The sequence below is a fragment of the Verrucomicrobium sp. BvORR034 genome, from assembly GCF_000739635.1.
Classification (GTDB): domain Bacteria; phylum Verrucomicrobiota; class Verrucomicrobiia; order Verrucomicrobiales; family Verrucomicrobiaceae; genus Verrucomicrobium.
In genome coordinates, this window is the sequence record NZ_BATQ01000056.1 from 137,537 (window position 1) to 160,187 (window position 22,651).

General features: G+C 60.1%; 20 protein-coding genes. 11 read left to right on the forward strand and 9 right to left on the reverse strand.

Annotated elements, in window-relative coordinates:
* Positions 1-3 precede the first annotated feature (3 nt).
* The 8 genes from BV034_RS10630 to BV034_RS10665 all read right to left on the reverse strand — a co-directional run bounded on the left by BV034_RS10630 (position 4) and on the right by BV034_RS10665 (position 8,281).
* Positions 4-1,908 carry an AsmA-like C-terminal region-containing protein gene (locus BV034_RS10630; RefSeq protein WP_050026809.1) on the reverse strand — a complete coding sequence of 635 codons (1,905 nt, stop codon included), beginning with the start codon at positions 1,906-1,908 and terminating at the stop codon, positions 4-6.
* Between the two features lie 49 nt (positions 1,909-1,957).
* On the reverse strand, positions 1,958-2,320 hold the full coding sequence (locus BV034_RS35935; RefSeq protein ID WP_265592855.1) for a hypothetical protein: 363 nt from the start codon (positions 2,318-2,320) through the stop codon (positions 1,958-1,960).
* Positions 2,284-2,718: a phage holin family protein gene (locus BV034_RS10640; protein WP_081887719.1), complete on the reverse strand. Its 435-nt coding sequence runs from the start codon at positions 2,716-2,718 to the stop codon at positions 2,284-2,286. The genes BV034_RS35935 and BV034_RS10640 overlap by 37 nt, the downstream gene beginning before the upstream one ends.
* A gap of 24 nt (positions 2,719-2,742) precedes the next feature.
* Positions 2,743-3,024: a hypothetical protein gene (locus BV034_RS10645; protein WP_050026814.1), complete on the reverse strand. Its 282-nt coding sequence runs from the start codon at positions 3,022-3,024 to the stop codon at positions 2,743-2,745.
* A 54-nt stretch (positions 3,025-3,078) separates the two neighbouring features.
* Positions 3,079-3,279, reverse strand: coding sequence for an entericidin A/B family lipoprotein (locus BV034_RS10650; RefSeq protein ID WP_050026815.1), 201 nt, complete (start codon positions 3,277-3,279; stop codon positions 3,079-3,081).
* 314 nt (positions 3,280-3,593) lie between these two features.
* Complete coding sequence (locus tag BV034_RS10655) at positions 3,594-4,949, reverse strand: sigma-54 dependent transcriptional regulator (RefSeq protein ID WP_050026817.1); 1,356 nt, start codon at positions 4,947-4,949, stop codon at positions 3,594-3,596.
* Between the two features lie 21 nt (positions 4,950-4,970).
* Positions 4,971-6,122, reverse strand: coding sequence for a hybrid sensor histidine kinase/response regulator (locus BV034_RS10660; RefSeq protein ID WP_050026818.1), 1,152 nt, complete (start codon positions 6,120-6,122; stop codon positions 4,971-4,973).
* Positions 6,119-8,281 carry an ATP-binding protein gene (locus BV034_RS10665; RefSeq protein ID WP_265592856.1) on the reverse strand — a complete coding sequence of 721 codons (2,163 nt, stop codon included), beginning with the start codon at positions 8,279-8,281 and terminating at the stop codon, positions 6,119-6,121. The genes BV034_RS10660 and BV034_RS10665 overlap by 4 nt, the downstream gene beginning before the upstream one ends.
* Before the next feature lie 246 nt (positions 8,282-8,527).
* On the opposite strand from BV034_RS10665, the gene BV034_RS10670 reads away from it, so the two are divergent.
* The 3 genes from BV034_RS10670 (at position 8,528) to BV034_RS10680 (ending at position 9,784) form a co-directional block, all read left to right on the forward strand.
* Complete coding sequence (locus BV034_RS10670) at positions 8,528-9,127, forward strand: ferritin-like domain-containing protein (protein WP_050026822.1); 600 nt, start codon at positions 8,528-8,530, stop codon at positions 9,125-9,127.
* A gap of 72 nt (positions 9,128-9,199) precedes the next feature.
* Complete coding sequence (locus tag BV034_RS10675; RefSeq protein WP_081887725.1) at positions 9,200-9,364, forward strand: DUF1328 family protein; 165 nt, start codon at positions 9,200-9,202, stop codon at positions 9,362-9,364.
* Positions 9,365-9,526: 162 nt separating this feature from the next.
* Positions 9,527-9,784 (forward strand): GlsB/YeaQ/YmgE family stress response membrane protein, encoded by a 258-nt coding sequence (locus BV034_RS10680; RefSeq protein ID WP_050026825.1) that lies wholly within the window; start codon positions 9,527-9,529, stop codon positions 9,782-9,784.
* A gap of 75 nt (positions 9,785-9,859) precedes the next feature.
* On the opposite strand, the gene BV034_RS10685 is transcribed toward BV034_RS10680, so the two are convergent.
* Positions 9,860-10,420: an alpha-ketoglutarate-dependent dioxygenase AlkB gene (locus BV034_RS10685; RefSeq protein WP_050026828.1), complete on the reverse strand. Its 561-nt coding sequence runs from the start codon at positions 10,418-10,420 to the stop codon at positions 9,860-9,862.
* Between the two features lie 142 nt (positions 10,421-10,562).
* On the opposite strand from BV034_RS10685, the gene BV034_RS10690 reads away from it, so the two are divergent.
* From BV034_RS10690 to BV034_RS10725, 8 genes are all read left to right on the forward strand, one after another.
* Positions 10,563-11,423, forward strand: a complete 861-nt coding sequence (locus tag BV034_RS10690) for an IclR family transcriptional regulator (protein ID WP_050026829.1) — start codon at positions 10,563-10,565, stop codon at positions 11,421-11,423.
* Positions 11,424-11,452: 29 nt separating this feature from the next.
* Positions 11,453-15,526, forward strand: coding sequence for a DUF1553 domain-containing protein (locus tag BV034_RS10695; RefSeq protein ID WP_050026831.1), 4,074 nt, complete (start codon positions 11,453-11,455; stop codon positions 15,524-15,526).
* Between the two features lie 46 nt (positions 15,527-15,572).
* Positions 15,573-16,031: a GxxExxY protein gene (locus BV034_RS10700; RefSeq protein ID WP_265592857.1), complete on the forward strand. Its 459-nt coding sequence runs from the start codon at positions 15,573-15,575 to the stop codon at positions 16,029-16,031.
* 55 nt (positions 16,032-16,086) lie between these two features.
* On the forward strand, positions 16,087-17,508 hold the full coding sequence (locus BV034_RS10705; RefSeq protein ID WP_050026832.1) for a DUF1501 domain-containing protein: 1,422 nt from the start codon (positions 16,087-16,089) through the stop codon (positions 17,506-17,508).
* 147 nt (positions 17,509-17,655) lie between these two features.
* On the forward strand, positions 17,656-18,231 hold the full coding sequence (locus tag BV034_RS10710; protein WP_050026834.1) for a cob(I)yrinic acid a,c-diamide adenosyltransferase: 576 nt from the start codon (positions 17,656-17,658) through the stop codon (positions 18,229-18,231).
* Between the two features lie 2 nt (positions 18,232-18,233).
* Positions 18,234-18,950 carry a hypothetical protein gene (locus tag BV034_RS10715; RefSeq protein ID WP_050026836.1) on the forward strand — a complete coding sequence of 239 codons (717 nt, stop codon included), beginning with the start codon at positions 18,234-18,236 and terminating at the stop codon, positions 18,948-18,950.
* Between the two features lie 223 nt (positions 18,951-19,173).
* Positions 19,174-20,214: a glycosyltransferase family 9 protein gene (locus BV034_RS10720; protein WP_050026838.1), complete on the forward strand. Its 1,041-nt coding sequence runs from the start codon at positions 19,174-19,176 to the stop codon at positions 20,212-20,214.
* Between the two features lie 68 nt (positions 20,215-20,282).
* Positions 20,283-22,415, forward strand: a complete 2,133-nt coding sequence (locus tag BV034_RS10725; protein WP_050026840.1) for an ABC transporter ATP-binding protein — start codon at positions 20,283-20,285, stop codon at positions 22,413-22,415.
* Positions 22,416-22,651: the final 236 nt, after the last annotated feature.

Genomic DNA, 22,651 nt, shown 5'->3' on the forward strand with positions numbered 1-22,651 from the left:
AAGTCACTTCCTGCCGGGGATCAACCGCCCCGGCAGTTTGAAGATCTCCTTGGCGGCCTTGCCCGTCCCTTCGAGGATGCCTTCGGCGGCTCCCGCCCCCACTTTCACCCCTTCGACCCCGATTTTGGCTCCTTCTTTAAGAATGCCAGTGGCGGCGTCCAACGTCCCCTTCACAATCTGTGTTCCGGGGGCGAACTTCAGCTGCCATTTGAGGTCGGGCAGGGTGCCTGCCCCTTCAAACGTGAGCAATTCACTGAAGGCACCAGTGGCAAGCTTCAGCACCAGACCTTTGAGACGGGCTTGTGCTTCGAACTGGGCATACTTGGATTCCAGATTGATCGAGCCTTTGGCGTCCACTTTGGTGGCGTTGCTGGAAAGGTCGAGTTGCTCGAAGACCAAGGTGCCCCCGCCCATGTGATAACGGGCATCCAGGCGTGAGGCGACATCTTTGCCGAAGTCGGGTTGCAGAGGGTTGATCAACAGGTGCAGGGCTCCTAGGAAGGGGACCTGATAGAAACGTGCCTGAGTGATGACAATGGAGCCTGAGCCTTTCACCCCAGAGGGAGTCATCACCCCGCCGCCTGCGAAGGTGCCCGTCACCGAGCCCTGGCGGGGTTCGTTGCTGCCGAAGCTCCGCATCACCACATCCAGGTTGGCTCCTGACAATCGGGCGCTGGTCTTGAAACTCGTGGCGGGCTGAGAGTAGTCGAGATCGAGCTCGTCCGTGGAGAGCGTGCCGCCCCAGAGCCTGGCCTTTACATCCTTGAGCGAGGCCCGCCGGTCTTTCAGCGCGAGATCGGATCGTAGGTCGTCCAGATGAATGGTCCCGGAGTCTAGCGCCCATGCCAGATGACCTTCCAATTCGAGCCGCCCGTGCCACTCCAGGGCACCGGGATCAGAAAACGGTAAAAGGCCGGTGCCAGTTAGCTTCCAGACTCCCTCGGAGCGGAGTTTCTGCAGGTGCACCGCATTGGGTGAGAGCTGACGAATCACCGCAGGGAGGTCCAGAGAGGAGTCCAGCTGCTTGATCACGATGTGCTCCCGACCGGGATCCACATGTCCGGACATGGTCGCCGTACCGCCGCCGCTGGCGAGCTTGAGCAGAGGGATCTCAATCCTTGACCAGGGATCTCCCTCGGCTGCAGTGTCGATCTTGGCCGCTGCCTCGGTAAGATGGAGCCCCCTCCAGGTGAAGTCTCCCCCGCTGAGTTCGAGGTTCATATGGACCCGGTCTTCCGGCCGGGATTTGCGGAAATCGAGCTTCGCCTGGGGTGGCTGGTTCTTGGAAACGATCTTGATGTACTTCTGGGTCGGGGCCAGCCAACGGAACCGCAGGGCGGACTTCAGCGCCTGTCCCTTCTCCCGCGGCGGTTGCTTGGCCTGCTCCTCAGGGGAGAGTTCGGCTTTGGGCGTCCAGGCATATTCCCCAGTGATGAGGGCAGCCCACCCTTCCATGAGGCCCTGGGCACTTACCAGTTCCACCCTGTCCTGGCGCACGTTCAGGTCGATGCCAAAGTTCTCCACCTGCATCCGAGTCTCCCCCTCCAGCAACTCGAGGTGGGACTTCTTGGTGGTGAATCTCCCCGCGTTCCAATTGCGCCAGCCCGGGCTGTCTTTCACAAGGCTGAGCTGGGAAACTTTGACCGCAGCATCCGTTTTGGCCTCGTCACGATAGAGCGTCACGTTGCTGAGGCTGACGCCGGGGCCGGGGATCCAGTTGGCATCCTCCCAGGTCATGTACACGCCTGCGTCTGCCAGACGGGAGTTCGCCTCCGCTGCCAGGATGTCGCCAATCCACTGTCGGCTCAGCCATACCCCGCCCGCCAGCAGAAGCAGGAGCACGAGGCTCCCGATGAGAAATCGGCGCAGTCGCCGTTTCTTCTTGGGAAGCGGTTCAGTCGGGTTCACGGCGCTAGGGGACAGCCAGTGTCGCAGAAAATCGAGGAACGGGCAATCATCAACTGACACCCGTGGGCGCTCCAGAGGCGGGAAGAGAGGAGGCGAGCGGCGTTTGTGACAGTCGCTGTAGGACATACGGCGCGGCCAGGGGTACGACCGCCTGGAGCATCGTGCGCACGAACTTGGCACTCATGGTGGGGCGGGCCATGCGGAAGACCATGGGGATGACCCGGCTGGCCAAGGCTCCTCCCGCGAGGGCGTACAGGGCGTACCGCATCGGGTGGGAGGCGATGGCCTCACGGGCGCGGGAAGGCAGGTTAAAGGAATGTTCCAGATCGTCCACCGCGCAGCGCAGATCCCACCGGCTGGCTTCAAGTTGACGCCTTAGTTTCTGGAGTTCGATTGGGAGCTGGTGAGCCATAGCTTGTCTTGTTGGAATTCATGCCTGGTGGCGTGGAAGAGCGTTTTGCTCGAGGTGGAGAGTGCGCGGACCGCCCAGAAGGCCAGTCCTACCGCGCCAATAAGATGGGCTGCCGCCACGATGGCTGCTGCCGGGGCGAGGTCCCCCTGCCACCAGTGGGCAGCCACCCAGCCCACCAAGGCAAACATGAGGAGGACATAGGCGATGGCGGCAAAGAGCAGGCTGGTGAGTCCCGCCACGATCACCGCAGCGAGCAGCTTGAATGCGCCTTCCCCCTCCATACAGGCCAGGCGAAACCGGGCCTCCAGATACATCACGGCTGCAGCGAGAAGTCGCCGCAATGTGCCGGTAACGCCCGCGGAGTTCTTCTCCGGGTCGGAGTGTGGGTGAGACTGCATGAGGGGGACATGCTGGGAACGGAATCAGCCGTTCGTCTGTTGATGACGGACCCGAATGGCAGCTGCGACGAGGACACCTGCGCCCAGCGCCAGACTGGCGGCGGCGAGCGGGTTGGTGGCAACCCAAGATGCTGGGCGGCCAGCTCCGGTCAGCGTGTCACGGGTGACGGCTGCAAAGGAGCGCACCACGGGCCGCATGTGATCAAGCAACCGGTGATTGGTCAGCCGGGTCAAGTGATGCTGCGCGTGCCGGACGTCGCGGCGGATATTGTCAGGGTACAGGACAAGGGCTGGGACCGGGATCATGGGAAAGGAAAAGCGGGGGTTTTTGATGCGCTTGGGGCGTTGTGTCAGTCAAGATCAGCGGGCGACTTCGTGGGCCTTCTCCTCGATCTTGTTGCCAACCTTTTGGGTGTCACGCCCCAGCCCGGCCACCGTGTTGCACGAGACCATGCCACCGGCGACCGCAAGGGTGCCGATCAGAATGGCGGCTTTCGTGAAAGGGCGCTTCACGACCGGGGTGGGAGAGGGGAATTTGATGACTGAAGGTGTGGTATTCATAGCAACTCCCTAATTCGCAAGGGCTGTGCCACCCCAGTGTGTGCGGTGTAAGCCGTTGATTGCCAAGGGAAAGTGTTCTTTGGCCTTGGGGGAACTCCCTTTCAGAGGTTGCATCCTGCATCGCCAACGGGCGTTTTTCGTTTGCAGATTGCATGAACACCTGAGCCTCTCATCAGGGGGCGGTGTCTTGGCCGGTGCCCAGAGGAGGTCGCATGGTGGATCTGGACGTGACCGACCAACAGACGCCCCCCAAAAGAAAACAACCTCGAAATCCGCGATGGGAGTTCGAGGTGTCAATCAAACCGCCCGCCGGATTACTCTGAATCCAGACCCAGCTTCTTGCGCTTGCGATACAGGGTGGCCTGGTCGATGCCGAGCACGGATGCCGCCTCCGCAAGACTTTGAGTTCTGCTCAAGATGGCTTTGATGTGAGCGGCCTCCAGATCTTCCAGACTGACCCAGTCACCTTTGTTCGGGCCGTCTGCGGAGGCTTCCGCAGCGGCGCTGCCATTCAGCGAGGGTGGCAGGTCCGTGGTCTTGATTTCGCGGCTCGCGGCCAGGATGACCACACGTTCAATGACATTGCGAAGTTCGCGGAGATTACCTGGCCACGGGTAGGCCATGACCCGCCGGCGCGCGTCTTCTGAAAAGGCAGGAAGAGGGCGGGCGCACTGTTTGGCAAAAAACTTGAGGTATTCCTCGGAGAATTGCATCACGTCCTGCTGCCGCTGGCGCAGGGGTGGCATGGTCACGGTGATGACGTTCAGACGGTAGTAGAGGTCTTCGCGGAAGGTGCCGTCTCCCACCGCCTTCGCGAGGTCGCGGTTGGTGGCGGCGATGATGCGGACATTGGCCTGCCGGATGGTGTTTTCCCCCAGGCGCTCGTATTCGCGATCCTGGAGGAGTCGCAGCAGCTTGGGCTGGATCTCCAGGGGCAGTTCGCCGATTTCATCGAGGAAGAGAGTGCCGCCTTCTGCAGCCTTTACCTTCCCCCACTGGTCTTTCACCGCGCCGGTGAATGATCCACGGGTGTGGCCAAAGAGTTCACTCTCCAGCAACTCCTTGGAGAGGCTGGGGCAGTTGACAGTGACAAAGGGTTTGCTCGCCCGGTCGCTGCGCTGATGCACTGCGCGAGCTACAACGCTCTTGCCCGTGCCGCTCTCACCCAGGATGAGGATGGAGGCGGGAGTGGGGGCGGCGCGAAAAAGGACGTCCAAGGTGTCCTTCACTGCTGCGTTGGAGGAGTCAAACACCGGCTCCGGGCTGTGGCTTGCCACCTGCGTCTGCAGTTCCACCACGCGCTCGGCCAGCTTGCGATGCTTCTGGGCGCGAGTGATGACCAGGCCCAGTTGGGCGGCGGTGAAGGGTTTCTCCAGAAAGTCCAGCGCTCCACGGCGCATCGCTTCCACGGCCAGACTGATGTTGGCGGCGGCCGTAAAGACCACCACCGGCAGTTGCGGGTTCCGCTTGAGAATCTCGTCCAGAATGTCCAGACCGTATTCGCGACCCAGGTTCACATCGAGCAGGACCAGATCGAATGTGGACTCCTTGATGGCTTCCAGGGCAGTGGCGCTGTCCTGGGCGCTTTCCGCATAGTGGCCTGCATCCTCCACGATCTGCATCGTGGCTTCGCGGATGAGCTTTTCATCATCAATGACGAGGATGTCCATGTGCGATTGTCTCTTTGCTTTTTATCGGGTCAGGTTGGCGGTGGGAGATGGGGCTTCGGGAGTTTGCTCCAGGGTTTCAGGAATAGCCAGCGGGAGCTGGAGGGAAAACACGGCCCCCTCCCCGGGGCCGCTGATCATCCGGATCGTGCCGCCCATGCGTTCGATGAGGCGTTTTACGATGGAAAGTCCCAAGCCGGTGGAAGGCTCGCCGCCCGTGGGCCGGGCGCTGAGCCGGCCGTAGCGCCGGAACATGCGGGACATGTCGTCATTGGTGAAGCCCGGTCCCTGGTCGGCCACTTCGCACACAGCGTATCCGGTGGTTCCGGTCTTGGCCCTCAGCGTGATGGTGGTGCCCACCGGGGAGAATTTGATGGCGTTGGAAACCACGTTTTCCAGAGCTTGCTCAAGCATTTCGTGGTCACCCTTGATCGTCACGGGGCGCGGGGCCAGCTCGAGCACGATGTTGATCTGCTTCGCAGCGGCGATGGGTTCGTGGCGCGCTCCCACGGAGGTGAGGATCTCTTTCAGGTCAATCGGGGTCGGATCCACCTTCAAGTTCTCCGCCAGTTGATTGGCGAGGAACTCCTTCACGAACACGAGCATGCGCTCCGTGGAGTCGTGGATGTTGTCCACGAGACGTGCGCTGCGGGGCGGCAGTTCGGAGACGCGGTCCTGAAGCAGCTTGGTGCTCAGTTTCATGCCCGCGAGGTGGTTCTTCAAGTCGTGGGCCAGAATGCCCAGCAGTTCATCCTTGTCCTCTGCCAGCAGGCGTAGGTCGTCCCGTGCATGTTTGAGCGCCAGATGGGTGCGCACGCGGGAGAGGAGCTCCGCCCGGTTGAAAGGCTTCGTCACATAGTCCACGCCCCCCGTTTCCAATGCCTGGACGATGAGGTTCTTGTCATCGGCGGCGGAGAGAAAGATGACTGGGATGCCGGACCAGTCGGAGTTGGCCTGCAATCGACGGCACACCTCCAGGCCATCCATCTCGGGCATCATCACATCCAGCAGGATCAGGTCTGGCTTGCGTATGGCGAGGCGCTTGAAGGCCTGCTCCCCGCTCAGCGCAGGAATGATGTCGTAGTCCATCATGGACAGGATGGTACCTACGATTTGAAGATTTTGTTCCTGGTCGTCAATGATCAGGATGGTGTCCTTAAAGACTGTGGGAGTCATGCGGGAGGGGCGATGTCGGAGTCAGGGATGGATGCAGAGGTCAGTTGAGTGGTGAGGGCAGGGAACTGGCCGAGCTGATTTTCCAGTGCAGCCAAAGCAAAAGATTCGGCAGCCTCCATCAGCTTCTGGGCATAGTGTTCCAGCGGGGGACATGAACAAGATCGCGCGAGACCTGCGAGCTGGTTGGAAAAACTTTGAACGTCAGACATGGCCATGCCCTGGATGACGCCCGGCCACACATTTTTTTCCAGGTCCTTGAGACGAGGCAACAACTCCCTCCACAGCGCGGCGATCTCGGCGGACGCTGGTCTGGGCACTTCCGACACGCCCAGGACGGAATCCATGGAGGAATGCTGCGGGATGAATTGCGCCAGCTCGCGGTAAAGTTCCGCGAGAGAGAAGGGCTTGCGGATGTAGCCGTCGAATGAGCGGCGGAGGGCCTGTTCTTCATGCGAGAGGCTTGAGGCCGTGACCGCGACCAGTGGCAGCAGTTCCAGGTCGGGTTGCTGGCGGATGAGTCGCATTGCCTCGCGTCCGTCCATCTCCGGCATGCGGATGTCCATCAGCACCACATCAGGTTTCTCGTTCACTGCGGTGCGGACTGCCTCTGAGCCGCTGGCGGCGAGGAGAATTTTGTGGTGGGTGCTGGCGAAGATGTCGGCCACCAGGCTGCGGTTCGTGGGATTGTCATCCACCGCCAGAATCTTGGAGGGCCGGAGCTTGTTGAAATCAACCGCGAGATGCTCCTTGGTCTGGCTTTCCGGAAGGCGTGCAGAGATCTCCACATGGGGGAATTCAAAGCGGAAGAGCGTGCCGCGACCTGGCTGGCTGTCCAGCAGGATGCGACCTCCCATCAGGTCGGACAGCCGCTTCACGATGGCCAGCCCCAGGCCTGTGCCGCGGGTTTGGGACTTCGTTCCTCCATTCACTTGAACGAAGGGTCGAAAGACTTCCGCCTGCATCTCGCGAGGGATGCCTACGCCGGTGTCTTCCACTTCCACCGTCAGCAGCATGCGGCTGCGGTGTTCAGTGTCCCGTTCGCCGTGCAGGCGCACGGTCACTCCGCCACGTTCCGTGAACTTGAGCGAATTGCCCACCACGTTCACCAGGATCTGCCGGAGCCGGATGCTGTCGATCAGCAGGGAGTTGGGCACGTTGGGGGAGATCTCTGTATGCAACTCCAGGCCACGCTCGATGGCCTGCCGGGCAAACATCTGCTGCACAAAGCGCACCACGTCCCGCACATCACAGGGGTCCGAGGAAATTTGCAGCATGCCCGCCTCGATCTTGGAGAGGTCCAGAATGTCGTTGATGATCTGCAGCAGGGCCCGCCCGCTGACCAGAATGGTTTCCGCATGGCGTTTCTCCTGCTCCGACTGCGCCTCATTGGCCAGCAGTTCGCTGAAACCCAAGATCGCGTTCATCGGGGTGCGGATCTCATGGCTCATCGTCGCCAGGAAGATGCTCTTCTCCTTTTCCGATTGCTCCGCCCGCACTTTCGCGGCGGCGAGCCGCTCCTCCCTGCGCAGTTGTTTGAGGGACTCGCGGAAGAGCATCAATGCCAGAGCTCCCGCTCCCAAGGCGACCACTCCGGATCCAGTGGCGCTGATCAGGCCCCATTTCTGGTCTGACCTCATCACAGCATTCTTCTGAATGATGATGCCATCGAGTCGGGAAGTGACCGCCTCCACCCGATGGCGGAGTTCGTCCATGATGCGTTTTCCTCCTCCGCCGGAGATGAACTCCTGGGCCGGTCCGGGCCCCTCCCGCTTGCGGATGCTGATGGCTTCGCGCAACTCAGCGAACTTTTCATCCACGAGACGGCGGATTCCTGAGACTTCCTCACTGGAGACAGCCTCGGTGTGATCAGCTGTCACGAGTTCATCCAAATCCCGGGGGACGGCCACTACACTGCGCATGAAAGGCTCGAGGTAAGTTTCATCTCCGGTGATCTGGAAACCCCTCTGACCCGTCTCGGCATCTTTGAGGGCGGAGAAGGTCCGTTCCCAGCCAGCCTTCATCAGCATCGCATGCTGGCTCGCATCGATGCTGGCATTCATCTTGGACCAGGTGACAGCCGTGAAGATGAGGGAGGTGACCGCCATCGCGCCCGCGACGAAGGCGATAAAACCCTTGGTTGGCTGTCTTTGAAACCGCATGAGACCCGCGTCAGTGTCACGCCTGCCACCCTGATCCTGCAAGCGGTGATTTCCCCGCCGTGCAAAAAGCATAGCAGGCGGTGAACCATCTTGCAAAATGGTCCCTGAGAGTATCGGGGAAGGGGAGGGGGAAGGGGTGGGTTGAGGTCTTGTTTGCGTTCATGTTGAATGAGTTATGGTTGTTTGCCTAGGGGTGGCATGCCATATGCACCTTATTGGGGTGGACCCCCTCCCCCATCCCTCGACATGACTCCCGCCCAGAGCTCCCGGCCCCTGTTTAATCTGAAAGACCTGTTGTGTGAACAACTGCGCGATCTTCATGACGCTGAAAAGCAGTACGGTTCACAGTTGCCGGAGATGGTGTCGAAAGCCACTTCCTCGCATTTGAAAGACAAGTTGAGCGAGGTTTCGGACCGAGTGTTGAACAATGCCGAAGAGTTGGCTCACGCGTGCCAGATTCTCGGAGTTCCGTCCGGAGGTGTGACGTGCGAGGCGATGAAGGGCCTGATTCGCGAGGCCAAGGACACCTCTTCAGACTGGGGCGACTCTGCAACGTTGGATGCTTCGCTCATCTCCAACGCCCAGCGTATCGCTCACTATGAAATCGCGGGATTTGGTACGGCCCGGGCCTTTGCCCGCTGTTTGAAGCTGGGTGAAGTGGCAGAGATTCTGCAGCACCTGCTGGAGCAGGCGTTCCAAGACGACAAGGACCTTAGCTACATCGCCAATGGCGGTTGGTTCACGCCGGGCATCAATCATGAGGCGGCGGAGCCCGCCATCAAGCCCCTCAATACTCCCGGCTCGGAGGTGCCAAGTGCGGCAGGCACCAGCGTGGATGCCTCTTAATCACAGAGGCTGCATCTCAATCTCTCACTCCCCAGGACAGCCATGAAACACAGCTTACCCAGCCTCTTCCCCATGTTACCCTATGCGCTGCTCTTCCTGATTATCGCGGTGGTTGCCGCGGTCATCGGCTTTGCCGGCATCGCCGGAGCGGCGGCGTGGGTGGCAAAAATCCTCTGCTTCGTCTTCCTGGTGCTCACGGCTGCGGCGTTCCTCAGCGTGCCAAGGGACACCCTTTGAAGCAATACCCTCGAAAGACAAATGAACGTCTGGGGGAAAACGGTATCAGAAGTTGCATGGCGCAATCATTTCCAGAGCCACAGGTTCAGGCGCCAGCGGCGGGGATCTAATCAGTGAAACCACATCCAACCAAACAAGCATAATCTCCAACTGCACACCTATATGGGCATTCTTTCCTGGATCATTCTCGGCCTCATCGCAGGCGCACTCGCCAAGCTCATCATGCCAGGCGACCAAAAGGGCGGCTGTATTCTCACCTCCGTACTGGGCATTGCCGGCGGCATCGTCGGAGGCTGGCTGGGCTCGACCCTCTTCGGGTGGGGTGACGTCAACGCCTTCGACTTCCGCAGCTTGGGCATCGCCATCATTGGCTCCTTGATCCTGCTCCTGGGCTTCCGTCTGGTGAGCGGCAAGAAGTGACGGTTCTGTCCAGATAGCTCCTTATGATGCCGGCGGATGAAAGTCCGCCGGCATTTTTTTGAGGTTGTTTCCTGCTTACCTTGCAGGCTGCCTCGCTTCCATCTCAGCAGGCTTCAGGATGTGGCGGAAGGTCAGGCTGATCCGGGCCTCATCGGTGTCGGTTTTCTTGATCGCGTGCATCCAGTGGTCCTGGGTGAACTGCGTCATGTAGAGCAGTGAACCCGGTGGCAGTGGGAAAGCGCGCTCTGCATCAGCTAGGGTTTTGCTCCGGAAGGTCAGGACCCGTTCCGCACCCAGCGAAAGGATCGCCACCCCTGTGCCTTTTGCGAGGTTGTGGGTGGCGTCTGAGTGAAACCCCATGCTGGAGCGCCCATTCTCATAGTAGTTGATGAGACAGTTCGTAGGGGCAAAGCCCAGCGTCACGGTGAGCTTCTGGCAGAGCGACACCAGTAGAGGGTGCATGGGTACCTCTTCATAATCAATGCCGGAGTCATCGTAAGTCTGGCCAAAGCAGGCCGTCTTTCGGGACTTCATTCGCTCGTCCCAGGTGATCTGGGCCGTCAGCACGTCAAACAAGGCGCTGGCTTCCGATGGCGCGAGATAGCCCGGGGTGACCGTCACTTCAAGGGGGTCCATGGCAATTGCAGGGGGTGTTTTTTGTTAGGGGAGTACAAGATGCCATGCCGTGGTCGAGTTCAAAGCGGAACCTGCGTCGGTTCGGTTGCGGAATCTTCAGGCTTGAAAGATCCGTTTTTCATCTGCGTAATGCTTTCCGTCTATGAAAAACGGATCTCGCTCCAACTCCTCAGCCTCCCGTGCCTCTACCCGAGGGTTGGAGGAGGTCTCTCCTCTGGCACCAGGGGCAGTTCTCGAGCCCGCAGGATCCGAATCACAAGCTCCCGCGCTGCAGCGGGGGCTGAATATTCTGGAATTTCTGGCTTGCCGGGAGCAGGGGGCGACCCTCTCGGAACTCAGCAGCGCGCTGAATCTCTCACCTGCCTCCATCTTCCGCCTCACCGGGGTGTTGGAGGAGTCTGGCTATGTACGGCGTGAGGAGCCGTCGCGTCGGTTCAGTTTGACGCGAAAACTGCTCCTTCTTGCCCAGCCCAAACAGGAGGGGCGGGCCTTGGTGGAGTGCTGCATGGCTCCGATGCGGGAGGTGCTTCGCCGTACGGGTGAGACCGTGCAACTGTGTTGTCTGGCAGGGAGCGAGAGCGTTATGGTGGAGCAGTTGCCTTCCACCCATCCTTTCAAGTACATCGTGGATCTCGGCTCCCGCCCGCCCCTCCACTGCTGTGCACCCGGAAAAGCCCTGCTGGCGAGTCTCCCGACTGCAGAGCAAACCAAGATCCTCCAGGAACTGAAGCTGGAGAAACACACGGCCCGCAGTATAACCACCAAGAAGGGGCTGCTGGACGAGTGTCGGCGAATTCAGTCTGCAGGCTATGCCGTAGACGAGGGGGAGCACTTCGAAGGCATCCATTGCGTGGCGGCATCGGTGAAGGACCGTCATGGCTATCCGGTGGCTGCCATCACGATCGCAGGGCCTTCTGCCCGTATCCCGTCGGAACGGTTTGCGGAGTTTGGAGCCATCATGATGGAGGCTGCCCGTGAGGCGGCACTGAACTATTTCGGTTGAGCCGGAGTCTGTACTTCACCTGGAGAACCATGAACAAGGTCACTTCCATTGCCTCCGTCTTTCTAGCGATTTCCCTGCCGATCTGGCAGGGAGCCGGCTCTGCCCGCGCGGCTGAGATCACCCCAGAGGGGCGCGACTATTTTGAAGCGCATATTCGCCCAGTGCTGGTGGCGGAATGTTATGACTGCCACGCGGGCAGCAAGAAGAAGGGAGGGCTGGTGGTGGACTCACGAGACGGTCTTCTCAAGGGCGGCGAGAACGGCCCCTCATTGGTCCCAGGCGATGCGCAAAACAGCTTGCTGATTCAAACGCTGGCTCACACCCATAAGGATCCAGATCTGCACATGCCCAAAGACGGCGCAAAGCTGGATGCATCTGCTCTCAAACACTTTGTGGAATGGGTGAACATGGGTGCGCCAGATCCCCGCGACAAGCCTGCGGTGGCGGAAGGTACGCAACCGGTGTCGTGGGACCAGATCTTTGCCCTGCGCAAGCAGTGGTGGAGCCTGCAGCCGGTGAACCACAACGTGGTGCCACCGGCCGGGGCGGCGGACCACCCGGTGGACCGGTTCATTCAGGCCAGGCTGGCAGAGCAAGGGCTGCAGCCTACCCCGAACGCAGACCGTCGTCTGTTGATCCGCCGACTCAGTTTTGCCCTCACGGGCCTGCCTCCCAAGCCGGAGGAGGTGGAGAAGTTTCTTGCTGACACCTCGCCGGATGCCTGGGGACGGCTGATCGATTATTACCTTGAACTGCCCTCCTTCGGTGAAACCTGGGCGCGCCACTGGATGGACCTCATGCGCTATGCCGAGACCCATGGCAGTGAGGGCGATCCTGTCATCCCGGGTGCCTGGATGTACCGGGACTACCTGGTGCGCGCCTTCAACTCCGACCTGCCCTACCACCAGCTTGTGCAGGAGCACATTGCAGGTGATCTCCTGAAACCCCGTTGGAATGAAGCGCTGGGGGTGAACGAGGCCCTGCTGGGAGCTGCCAATCTCCGTCTTATGGAGCACGGCTTCCAGCCTGTGGACTCCCTGGATGAGCAGGTGAAGACGGTGGACAACCAGATTGACGTGCTCTCCAAGACCTTTCTGGGGCTGACGGTGAGTTGTGCCCGTTGCCACGATCACAAGTTCGACGCCATCAGCCAGAAGGACTTTTACGCCTTGTACGGCATCTTGGCCAGCACGCGCCCGGCACAGGTGGTGCTGGATCCACCGGGCAAACTTGATGTTCACCGTGACGAGTTGATCCGCCTCAAAGGGCAGATCAAGGCTGAGCTGGCGGGGCTGTGGTTGAAGTCTGCGGAGGTTCTGCCGGAGCAGCTTCTCAATCCGGCCGGCCTGGAGGGTAATGCCGGGGTTCGAGGAGAAATGGAGACGGCTCTGGCTGATTTGAGGTCTCGCGCCCGGGCCGTCGCCCTGTCCCGGAAAGGGGGCGTGGTAAAGGACGCGCGAGTGCCTGACCCCATGGCGTGTTGGAATTTTGAGGGGGACGCTCGCGACCAGATGGGCGGGCTCGATGGAGAGTTGATGGGGGGCGCTGTAGTGCGCAATGGCCGGCTTGTCCTCAATGGGGAGGATGCCTATGTCCGAACAGCCCCGCTGGGGAAGTCCATCCGGGCACGGACGCTGGAGGCCTGGGTTCGTCTCGACAACACCGAACAGCGGGGCGGGGGAGTGGTGTCCATCGAATCCGAGAGAGGGGACGTGTTTGATGGGATTGTCTTCGGCGAGAAAGAGCCCCGGGAATGGATCTCTGGGAGTGATTTTCACCGTCGCACGAAGGATGTGGGTGGTCCTGTGGAGATGAAGCCCCGTGATCAGTTCGTGCATATCGCGATCACCTACAGTGCAGACAACGTGGTGACCCTCTATCGCAACGGAGAGCCCTACGGCCTTCCCTACCAGTCGGAGGACGAAATTCAAACTTATGGTCCCGGCGGTGCCCATCTCTTGTTGGGCAGACGACATCTGGGGGGCGGTAACGCGCTCCTGGCAGGCGAGATTGATGAGGCCCGCCTCTATGATCGGGCGTTGTCTCCTGCGGACGTGGCTGCCTCCTTCCGGGCCGGAGCCATCGCGGTGCCTGAGCAGGAGCTTTTGGCCGCGATGACGGATGGCGACAAAATGGAATACGAAAGACTCACCAAGGCCCTCAAACTAGCGGAGAAGGAAGATCAAGAGAACCCCACTCGCAATGCCTGGAGGGATGCGCTCTCCAGTGCTGCGAAGAATGCGAGCGATGCTCTCTATCCCTGGGCGAAGCTGAAGGACCGCCAGGGGAAGGCATTCAGCAAGGTGTGGGCGGACCTCGCTTCCGCCTGGTCGCGGGATCTGGACGAGCGTCGCCGCTTCAACTCAGAGAATTTCACCTCTCTCTGGGACGTGTCCAAAGGTGAGGACTACTCGAAATGGTTCAGAAACGGAACGGGACTGCCGCCTCAGCCTGCGCGTGCCGGCGAGTTCATGGTTCGGGTCGATGAAGATTCGGTGGTGGATGGGTTGCTCCCCGCGGGGGTGTACAGTTCGCTCCTATCTGCGCGACACGCGGGGCTCATGGTGTCGCCATTCTTCAAGATGGATACCGAAGCGATCAGCCTGCAGCTCACAGGTGATGAGGGCGGCGGAGTCCGCGTCGTGGTGGACAACTATCCTCTGGGAAATAACAATACGTACCCGCAGTATCGCCCTGCTGCTGAACCCCTGCGCTGGCTCAAGATGGACACCAGCTATCGGAAAGGGGCGCAGGCCTACATGGAACTCGGCACACGAGATGACTCCACCCGCCCGCAGCCACCAAGTGCCCAAGCGCCCAAGAAAGGGGTGAAGCCAAAAGAATACAATGGGCGTTCGTGGTTCGGGGTAGCAGGCATCGTCCTGAACAAGCCGGGTGTGAACGATCCGCCCCGGGAACTGCCGCTCGCTTTGTCTGGCATCTGGGGCCAGCCCGCACCCGTGGATGCGCGGGCGTTGGCCCAGCTCATGGGCAAGACTCTGGAAGATGCCGTCCTCGCCTGGAAGGAAGATCGCATCAGTCCGGAGCAACTGGCCTATCTGAACGACTTTGTTCGCCGAGGTCTGGTACCGGTGACGGCTGAATCATCCCCCAAGCTGGCGGAGTTGGTGAGGCAGTATCGCAAGCTGGAGTCGGAAGTGCCCGTTCCGCAGCGTGCGCCCGGGCCGGTCGAGGCGGATGGCTACAACGCCGCACTGATGGTTCGCGGAGATCACCTCAAACCGGCAGAGCCGGTGCGCCGTGGCTTCTTGAGCGCCCTGGGAAGTGCAAATTGCGAAGAGAAGGGGAGTGGCCGCCGACAGCTCGCCGCCGCCATGACCAATCGGGAGAATCCGCTGCTGGACCGCGTCATGGTCAACCGCATCTGGTACTGGCTCTTCGGCCAGGGGCTGGTCGGTACGGTGGACAACTTTGGCCGCCTGGGTGAAAAGCCGACCCACCCGGAGCTGCTGGACTACCTGGCGACGCGGTTCGAGGAAGACGGCGGCTCGGTGAAAAAGATGATCCGCTTCCTACTCGGCTCACAGGCCTGGCAGCAGAGCAGTGAGGCCTCAGCGGAAACCGTGAAGCGTGACGCCGCCAATCAGTGGTTCAGCCGCGCCAGAGTGAGGCGGTTGGAGGCGGAGATGATTCGCGATGCCATGCTCAGTGTTTCTGGGGCGCTGAACGACACCCTCTATGGTGAACCGGTGGGCGATGCCCAAAAGCGTCGCAGCCTCTACCTTCGCGAGCGTCGGACAGCCCCGCACGCCTTCCTGGAAGTGTTTGACCGGCCCAAGCCCACCACCACTCGTGGTCAGCGCGATGCCACCAACATCCCCGCCCAGAGCCTGACTCTGATGAATGACCGCTTTGTCATCGACCTAGCTCTGGTCTGGTCCCGCCAAATGGTCCGACCCGAAGCCGGGGCCACCTTGGAAGCCAAGGTCACTGCCGTGTACAACACCGCCCTGGGCCGCCCGCCTACGCCAGAGGAACTGCAAGTCGCGAAAGACTACTTCGCTGGTGAAGACACTGAAGCGGTTTGGAAAGACTATCTGCAGGCCGTGTTTGCACTGAAGGAGTTTATCTATCTGAGATAGCTCAGGAAATGCAGTTTAACCACAGAGACACAGAGAGCACAGAGGAATGATGAAAGAAAACAGCAATTTGGAGTTTGGAGTTTCAGTCTTGGAAGAGACTGGGCTGCAGGATGCTCCTGTGGACTGTCAGGCGGAGTCGCGTGATCCTTTGACTGCTGCGGTGATCGGGGCTGCTATTGACGTGCATCGTGCGTTGGGGCCTGGACTGTTGGAGTCTGCGTATGAGGAGTGTCTGTGCCACGAACTCACATTGCGGCGTATCGCCTTCGAGCGTCAGGTGTCGTTGCCGGTGTCTTACAAAGGCGTCAAACTGGATTGCGGCTACCGTCTGGATCTCCTTATCGAACAGCGTCTCGTGATCGAGATCAAAACGGTCGACGAGCTGACGGCTGTGCATTCCGCGCAGATCATTACCTATCTGAAACTCGGCAACTATCCCTGCGGCCTCATCATCAATTTTCACGTCCATCTGCTCCGCAACGGCATCAAGCGATTCATCAACTGAATGGATTCATTCCTCTGTGTCTCTGTGGTTTAACCTTCATCTTCTCTAACCCCTGATGTCCCCACAACTCTTTTCCCGTCGTCAGATGCTCGCCCGTGCCTCCACGGGGTTTGGCATGACGGCCCTCTCGGCACTCATGGCGGAACGCAGTTATGCCGGGCTGGCGGATCCCTTTGCCGCGCGCCCATCCGGATACCGGCCCAAAGTGAAGAGCATCATCTTTGCCTACATGAGCGGCGGGGCCTCGCATGTGGATTCCTTTGACCCCAAGCCGGAGCTGGCCAAGCGCCATGGCCAGCCGATGCCTGTGCCGGTCAAGCCCACGATGTTCAACAACAACGGGAACATCATGGCCAGCCCGTTTGAGTTTAAGCGCTATGGCCAGAGCGGCATTCCGGTGAGCAGCATGTTTCCCTGCATCGGGGAGTGTGCGGATGATCTGGCGGTGATTCGCTCGATGACGAGCAAGGTTAACGAGCACGCCCAGGGCAACTATTTCTTCCATTGCACGCAGCCCTTCAGCGGATTCCCCAGTGCGGGGGCATGGTTCACTTATGGGCTGGGCAGTGAAGCCAATGACCTGCCGGGATTCGTCGTGCTCAGTCATGGCAACGTGCCCCACGGTGGTGTGGGCTTGTTCGGCAGCGGATTCCTGCCTGCGGTGAACCAGGCCTCATTCATCAATCCGGATGCGGATGAGCCGCTCAGCAACATCAAACCCCGGGAACTGGACGCCGCCCAGCGCCGCCGCCTGGGCCTCATTAGCAAGCTGGACCATCGGTTCTTGGAAACGACCCAGCAGGATGCCCAGGTGGAAGCCGCGATCCGGAACTATGAGATGGCCTATCGCATGCAGAGCGCGGTGCCCGGGCTGTGCGACCTCTCTGACGAAACGGAAGCCACCAAAAAGCTGTATGGCCTGGACTCCACCGACAAGGAGAAAGCTGGCTATGCCAAACAGTGTCTGCTTGCCCGCCGCCTGGTCGAGCGCGGTGTGCGATTCATCGAGCTCACCTGCCTCAACAAAGGCATTGGTGCAGGCAATGCCGCCAATCCCTGGGATCAGCACGGCAAGATCTTTGAAGGCCACGGGGCCATGGGCTATCAGGTGGACCAGCCGCTGGCCGGTCTGATCAAGGATCTGAAGTCCCGGGGATTGTTCGAGGAAACGCTCATCATCTGGGCAGGCGAGTTTGGTCGCACACCGTTTTCCCAGGGCAGCGATGGCCGGGATCACAATCCCTACGGCTTCAGCATCTGGCTGGCCGGCGGCGGAGTCAAAGGGGGCACCATCTACGGTGCCACCGATGAACTGGGCTATCACGCCGTCGAGAACGTCACCAGCGTGTACGACCTGTGGGCGACCGTGCTCCACCTCGCCGGCTTCGATCACGAAAAACTTCGCTACCGTTTCGGCGGCCGCGACTACCGGCTCACGGACGTTCATGGCAGGGTGATTCGGGAGGTGCTTGCATGAAGTGAAAAGTGGAGAGTGAAAAGTAAAAAGTGGCGGGCAGCTCGTGCTGGACTTTTCACTTTTTACTCTTTTACTTTTCACTTCCTCGCGGCTTGAACTCATCGAGTGCGCCCAAGGTGTCCTGAACCGTCCACCCCGCCACTTCCCATGTCCATCACCACCCGCCGTGGAGACTCCGGAGAAACCGACCTTCTTTTTGGATGTCGTGTCAAAAAGAGCTATCCACGCATTGATGCGATTGGGTGTGTCGATGAACTGAATGCGGCTTTGGGGCTGTTGCGTGTCACGGGGAAGACGGACTATGCGACCCGTGAGGTGCACAAGATTCAGCTGACGCTCATCGCTCTGATGGGCGAACTGGCGACGCCACCTGGGGAGGAGGAGCGCTATGCGGCCAGCCATCCTCAGCGGGTGAACGCAGATTCCGTGGACTATCTGGATGCGCTGGTCAGCGATCTGGAGATGGCCGGGGCATTGAAGTTTCATGGCTGGGCGCTGCCTGGGGCTGCGGGATCGTTGGGTGGAGCTCATGCCGATGTGGCTCGCACGGTTTGCCGTCGGGCAGAACGCTGTGTGGTGCTGCTGGAGGGCACTCCTGAGGCCGTGCCAAATGCAGAGATTGTTCGCTACCTGAACCGTCTCTCAGATGTGCTGTGGCTGATCGCCCGGCTGGAAGAAAAAGGCAGCAGCGGCGCAGAAGCGGCTGCACCGGCCCAGGCCTGAGCATGATGTCCTCGCTTTCCTATTGGATCGATCAGGAAGCTGCCGAGGTCACACCAGATGTCGTGCAGTCGGTGGCGGACCGGGTATTCAGGAGCGATTTCCGTGAACCAGGATTCTGCGTGGTGGCATTCCCGCAAGGCACGGATTCTGTCGTGCTCCGTCAACTCATGGTCGCCTTGAAGGGGGCTCTTTCGAACCTCTATGAACATCGGTTTGGCGAGCGGCTGGAGTATGTCTCCATGGGACGGTTTGACCAGCAGAATACCACGCGGCTGCATCTGGATGGTGCACCAGCACGCTCGTTTCTGATGCTGGGTTATGAGCCAACCACGGTGCGCAGCGAGTTTCACATTGCCGACTACAGCCGTTGTGCCGAGGGCAGGGGACTCACGCCGCTGGAATTTCTGGCGGCGCATAACCCCATGATGTCTGGTCAGGAGTCGCTGCTCGCCGACGAGCTCACCCTTCTGCAAGACTGGCAGGAGCATCGGCCGCGCATCGTCGTGGTCAATAACTGCTCGACCGCTCCTGGAGCCCCTTGCCATACTCCGGGGGTGCTGCATGGGGCTCGCATTTTGGAGCCCGACCCGGAGGCGACGCGAGTCATCAATTCGACGATGACTGTTCCCCAATCACTCGCCTCAGAAGGATCCCTATCCTCTGCCGTGGTACAGGCGTTTCTCCACACTCAGGAAATCGCGGGCGAAATCCGCCGCTGAAGCCCTTGTCACAGGACGAAGTACAACAGAATGAGATCTGGGTTGAGCTATTCCGTCGTCTCAGTGGTCAAAAAAGCTGGAGCCCCCGCCACGGGTGGGCCGCAAGTATGAACGTGGAGCGAGAAATCGAGAAACCAAAGTCCGGTGCTGAAAACTTGAAAGTTGAAACTGAAATTCTCCGAACCCGCTTCTATGGTGTTTTGCGCTTTCGCCACGCGCTCACATGTCTTCCGCACGATATCTTTTGATCCAGCTCAAGCGCATCGGTGACTTTATCCTCACCGCGCCCGCTGTGCAGGCCTTGCGGGCAGCGCGCCCCAATGCGGAGATTGTGCTGCTGGTGCCCATGCAGGTCACGGCCCTTGCTGAATGTGTGCCCGGGGTGGACAGGATCATCCCATACCGATCAGGTAGGGCGAATCTGGAGACCTGGGGCTCGGCACTGGCCGGGGAGTGGGAGGCAGTGCTTGATTTCACCGGCACAGATCGCGCCGCGCTTATCGTTCAGCTCTCCCGGGCCGTCCATCGGCTCGGGTATGCGAAGTTTGCCGGTCATCGGCTCCGTCGCATGGCCTATACCCACCTGAGCGAAGCTTCGGTGAGGGATCTGCACACCGTGGATTTTCACCTGGCACTGGTGAATGAACTCCTGGGCCAGTTGGGCGAGCATGCCCCTGACCCGGCGACGCATCCCGAGCCCGGCCCCTCCCTGATCACCGCTCACTCGCTGCGGGACGATATGCGGAGCCGGCTGGCAGACCTGGGCGTGCACCGCGATGCCCGCTACGCCATCATCCACCCGGGAACCGCCCGGGAGGAAAAGTTCTGGCTGGATGATCGCTGGGCCGAAGTGGCGGCCCATCTGCATGACCGCCACGGCCTGCATGTGCTGCTGACCGGTTCGGGTGACGGTTTGGAAAAGAGCCATCTGGAGCGTTTGAAAACCGCCCTCCGCACTCCCGTCGTGGACCTCACCGGCAGCTGCTCGCTCATGGAAATGGCAGCTCTCATCGCCGGAAGCCAGATGATTGTGGGGGTGGATAGCATGGCCATGCACCTGGCAGCCCTCCAACTCCGGCCTCAAGTGGCCTTGTTTGGTCCGACCAATCCCTTCCACTGGCGCGCACGCCATGAGCGCTCAGTGGTGCTCACTCCGGCTGGGGAATTACCTCAGAAAGTGTTCAAGCCGAAGGCCAAAGGGGGCGAGATGGCAGCGATTCCCACCCGGGCGGTGCTTCAGGCGGTGGACGCGCTTATCTCTTGATTCCGTGGAGGGAGGGGCGATGCTCACCTCCCTGGCTCCCCGGAGGCAGTGAGACTGTAATTTCCCCGATGTCCGATTCTCACAAGATCAGCCGCAAACAGCTTTCCCAAATGAGCACACGCGAAGTGATTCGCGTGGCGACCAAGGCGTACGGCAAGCTTTTCAGCTACATGAAGCCCTACCGCGGGCGTTTCGTGGCTGGAGCCTTCTTCGGGATCATTTCTGGCTTGTTCAATGCCGTGATGATTATTGGGTTCCAAATCATCTTCTCTGTGGTGCTGCCCGGAGAGGCGATGGAGAAGCCCCATATTCCCTTCGTTGGCCAGGTGGATCCTGCCAAGTGGGTCAGCCACTGGTTCCCAGACAAGGTGGACGGTTCCCAGCCCAATATTGAGATGCTGGCCGCTACGGGGCTGCCCATCATGGTGGGAGTGCCGGAAGAGCAGCCCCAGGAGATCCCTCTCATCGTCTTCTTCGCCGCGCTCATCCCGCTGCTCATCTTTGTGCGGGGCATGCTGACTTACTTCTCCAACTACTGCCTGATGTGGGTGGGGAACCGGGTGCTCTACGATCTGCGAAACGAGGTGTTTGCCTCGCTGCTGAGACAGTCATTGAGCTTCTACACCAATGCGAAGGTGGGAGACCTCATTCAGGTGGTGTTTAACCAGGCACGAGTGGCCCAGCAGAACGTCGTCACGCTTTCGCAGGATCTGGTGCAGCGTCCGGCGGCCATCCTGGCCATCTTTGCCGCGCTGCTCTACTACGACTGGTTCTTCACCGTTGCCTCCCTCATTGTGTTCCCCCTCTGCATCGGCCCCGTGATGGCAGTCGGGCGCAAGGTCCGCAAGGCCGGTGCCAAGGAAGAGGAAGAGGCTGGCATGCTCATGGTCACCATGCACGAGACCTTTGCCGGCATCCGTGTGGTGAAGTCCCATGCCCGCGAGGATTATGAAATGTCCAAATTCAAGCGTGCAGCGACACGCATGCAGGAGCTGATCATCCGCTGGACGAAGGCATTGGAAATCGTGGGGCCCATTGTGGAGACCACCGCTTCCCTGGGGCTTGCCGCAGGCCTGGTTTATGCCTCCCAGCGTGGCATGGGTGCCAAGGAGTTCCTCGTCATCGCCATGGCGTTGACCCAGATCTATCCGCATGCCAAGGCCCTCAGCCGCATCCAGTTGCTCATGCAGAAGACGGTGGTGGCCACGAGCAGCCTCTTCGAAATCATGGAGATGGAGCCTGACATCAAGGATTCTCCAGATGCCAAGAAGCTCAAGAACGCCAAGGGCGCCCTGAGTTTCCAGGACGTCTCCTTCACCTACCGACCGAAGGAGAAGAAGGCCTCTCCTTACGCCTATGTTCCGACCCCCGAGGAGGTTGCGAAGAAGAAAAAGAAGAAGAAGACCAAGCTCCACAAGACCAAGGAAGGGGAACTGCAGCCTGCTGTGCAGGGGGTGACCCTCGAGATGGAGCCAGGAAGTTTCTATGCCCTGGTTGGCCCGAGTGGGGCGGGCAAAAGTACGCTCTTCTCTCTGCTGCTGCGTTTCTATGACCCTGAGACGGGGGCGATTCTGATCGATGGGCAAGACCTGCGGTCGGTGACGCAGCAGTCTCTCCGCAATCACATCAGCGTCGTGAGCCAGGATACCTTCCTCTTCCACGATACCATTGAGGCCAACATTCGCTATGGGCGTCTCAATGCGACCGACTCCGAGATCATTGAGGCAGCCAAGAAGGCCCACGTGCACGACTTCGTGCAGGATCAGGAGCACGGCTATCACACCATTGTGGGTGACAGTGGGAACAAGCTTTCCGGGGGTCAGAAGCAGCGCATCTCGATTGCCCGTGCAATTCTCCGCAATGCGCCGATCCTGTTGCTGGATGAAGCCATGTCCGCTCTGGACACGGAGAGCGAGAAAATCATTCAGGAGGCCATCGAAACCTTGTCCAAAGGCAAGACCGTTATCGCCATCGCCCACCGCCTCTCCACCGTGCTGGAGGCTGACAAGATCGTGGTCATGGACAAGGGCCATGTGCTGGATGTGGGGCCGCACCACGACCTCCTCCAGCGCTGCGAGCTCTATCAGCGTCTCTATCACCTGCAGTTCCGCAGTGGCAACGTGGACCCCAGCCATGCGGTGGAAGATGTGAACCTGGACGAGCCCTACGAAAGTGACGTTCTGGAAGCGGCGGTAAACTGATCCTGCCTGGCGGGCGTCCCTTTGGGGGAGTCCCCGGGGCGGCCAATTTCTTTGTCCCAATCGGGGCGACGGGTGCCATTGAAGCTCTCGTCGCCCTTTTTCATGCCCGCGCACCGGGTTGGGAAAATGGCTGGAGGCTTGTCCTCCTTCAGAGTCATTCTCTCCATGTGTGCAGGAAATTCCAGTCCCAGAGCCGTCATTCACTCCATTACCTGTGAGCCTTGCTCAGGGATGAT

Coding starts and splice junctions, on each gene's coding strand:
- BV034_RS35935 (WP_265592855.1), bottom strand. CDS start 2,320: ATGGCTCACCAGCTCCCAATCGAACTCCAGAAACTAAGGCGTCAACTT.
- BV034_RS10640 (WP_081887719.1), bottom strand. CDS start 2,718: ATGCAGTCTCACCCACACTCCGACCCGGAGAAGAACTCCGCGGGCGTT.
- BV034_RS10645 (WP_050026814.1), bottom strand. CDS start 3,024: ATGATCCCGGTCCCAGCCCTTGTCCTGTACCCTGACAATATCCGCCGC.
- BV034_RS10650 (WP_050026815.1), bottom strand. CDS start 3,279: ATGAATACCACACCTTCAGTCATCAAATTCCCCTCTCCCACCCCGGTC.
- BV034_RS10655 (WP_050026817.1), bottom strand. CDS start 4,949: ATGGACATCCTCGTCATTGATGATGAAAAGCTCATCCGCGAAGCCACG.
- BV034_RS10660 (WP_050026818.1), bottom strand. CDS start 6,122: ATGACTCCCACAGTCTTTAAGGACACCATCCTGATCATTGACGACCAG.
- BV034_RS10665 (WP_265592856.1), bottom strand. CDS start 8,281: ATGCGGTTTCAAAGACAGCCAACCAAGGGTTTTATCGCCTTCGTCGCG.
- BV034_RS10670 (WP_050026822.1), top strand. CDS start 8,528: ATGACTCCCGCCCAGAGCTCCCGGCCCCTGTTTAATCTGAAAGACCTG.
- BV034_RS10675 (WP_081887725.1), top strand. CDS start 9,200: ATGTTACCCTATGCGCTGCTCTTCCTGATTATCGCGGTGGTTGCCGCG.
- BV034_RS10680 (WP_050026825.1), top strand. CDS start 9,527: ATGGGCATTCTTTCCTGGATCATTCTCGGCCTCATCGCAGGCGCACTC.
- BV034_RS10685 (WP_050026828.1), bottom strand. CDS start 10,420: ATGGACCCCCTTGAAGTGACGGTCACCCCGGGCTATCTCGCGCCATCG.
- BV034_RS10690 (WP_050026829.1), top strand. CDS start 10,563: ATGAAAAACGGATCTCGCTCCAACTCCTCAGCCTCCCGTGCCTCTACC.
- BV034_RS10695 (WP_050026831.1), top strand. CDS start 11,453: ATGAACAAGGTCACTTCCATTGCCTCCGTCTTTCTAGCGATTTCCCTG.
- BV034_RS10700 (WP_265592857.1), top strand. CDS start 15,573: ATGATGAAAGAAAACAGCAATTTGGAGTTTGGAGTTTCAGTCTTGGAA.
- BV034_RS10705 (WP_050026832.1), top strand. CDS start 16,087: ATGTCCCCACAACTCTTTTCCCGTCGTCAGATGCTCGCCCGTGCCTCC.
- BV034_RS10710 (WP_050026834.1), top strand. CDS start 17,656: ATGTCCATCACCACCCGCCGTGGAGACTCCGGAGAAACCGACCTTCTT.
- BV034_RS10715 (WP_050026836.1), top strand. CDS start 18,234: ATGATGTCCTCGCTTTCCTATTGGATCGATCAGGAAGCTGCCGAGGTC.
- BV034_RS10720 (WP_050026838.1), top strand. CDS start 19,174: ATGTCTTCCGCACGATATCTTTTGATCCAGCTCAAGCGCATCGGTGAC.
- BV034_RS10725 (WP_050026840.1), top strand. CDS start 20,283: ATGTCCGATTCTCACAAGATCAGCCGCAAACAGCTTTCCCAAATGAGC.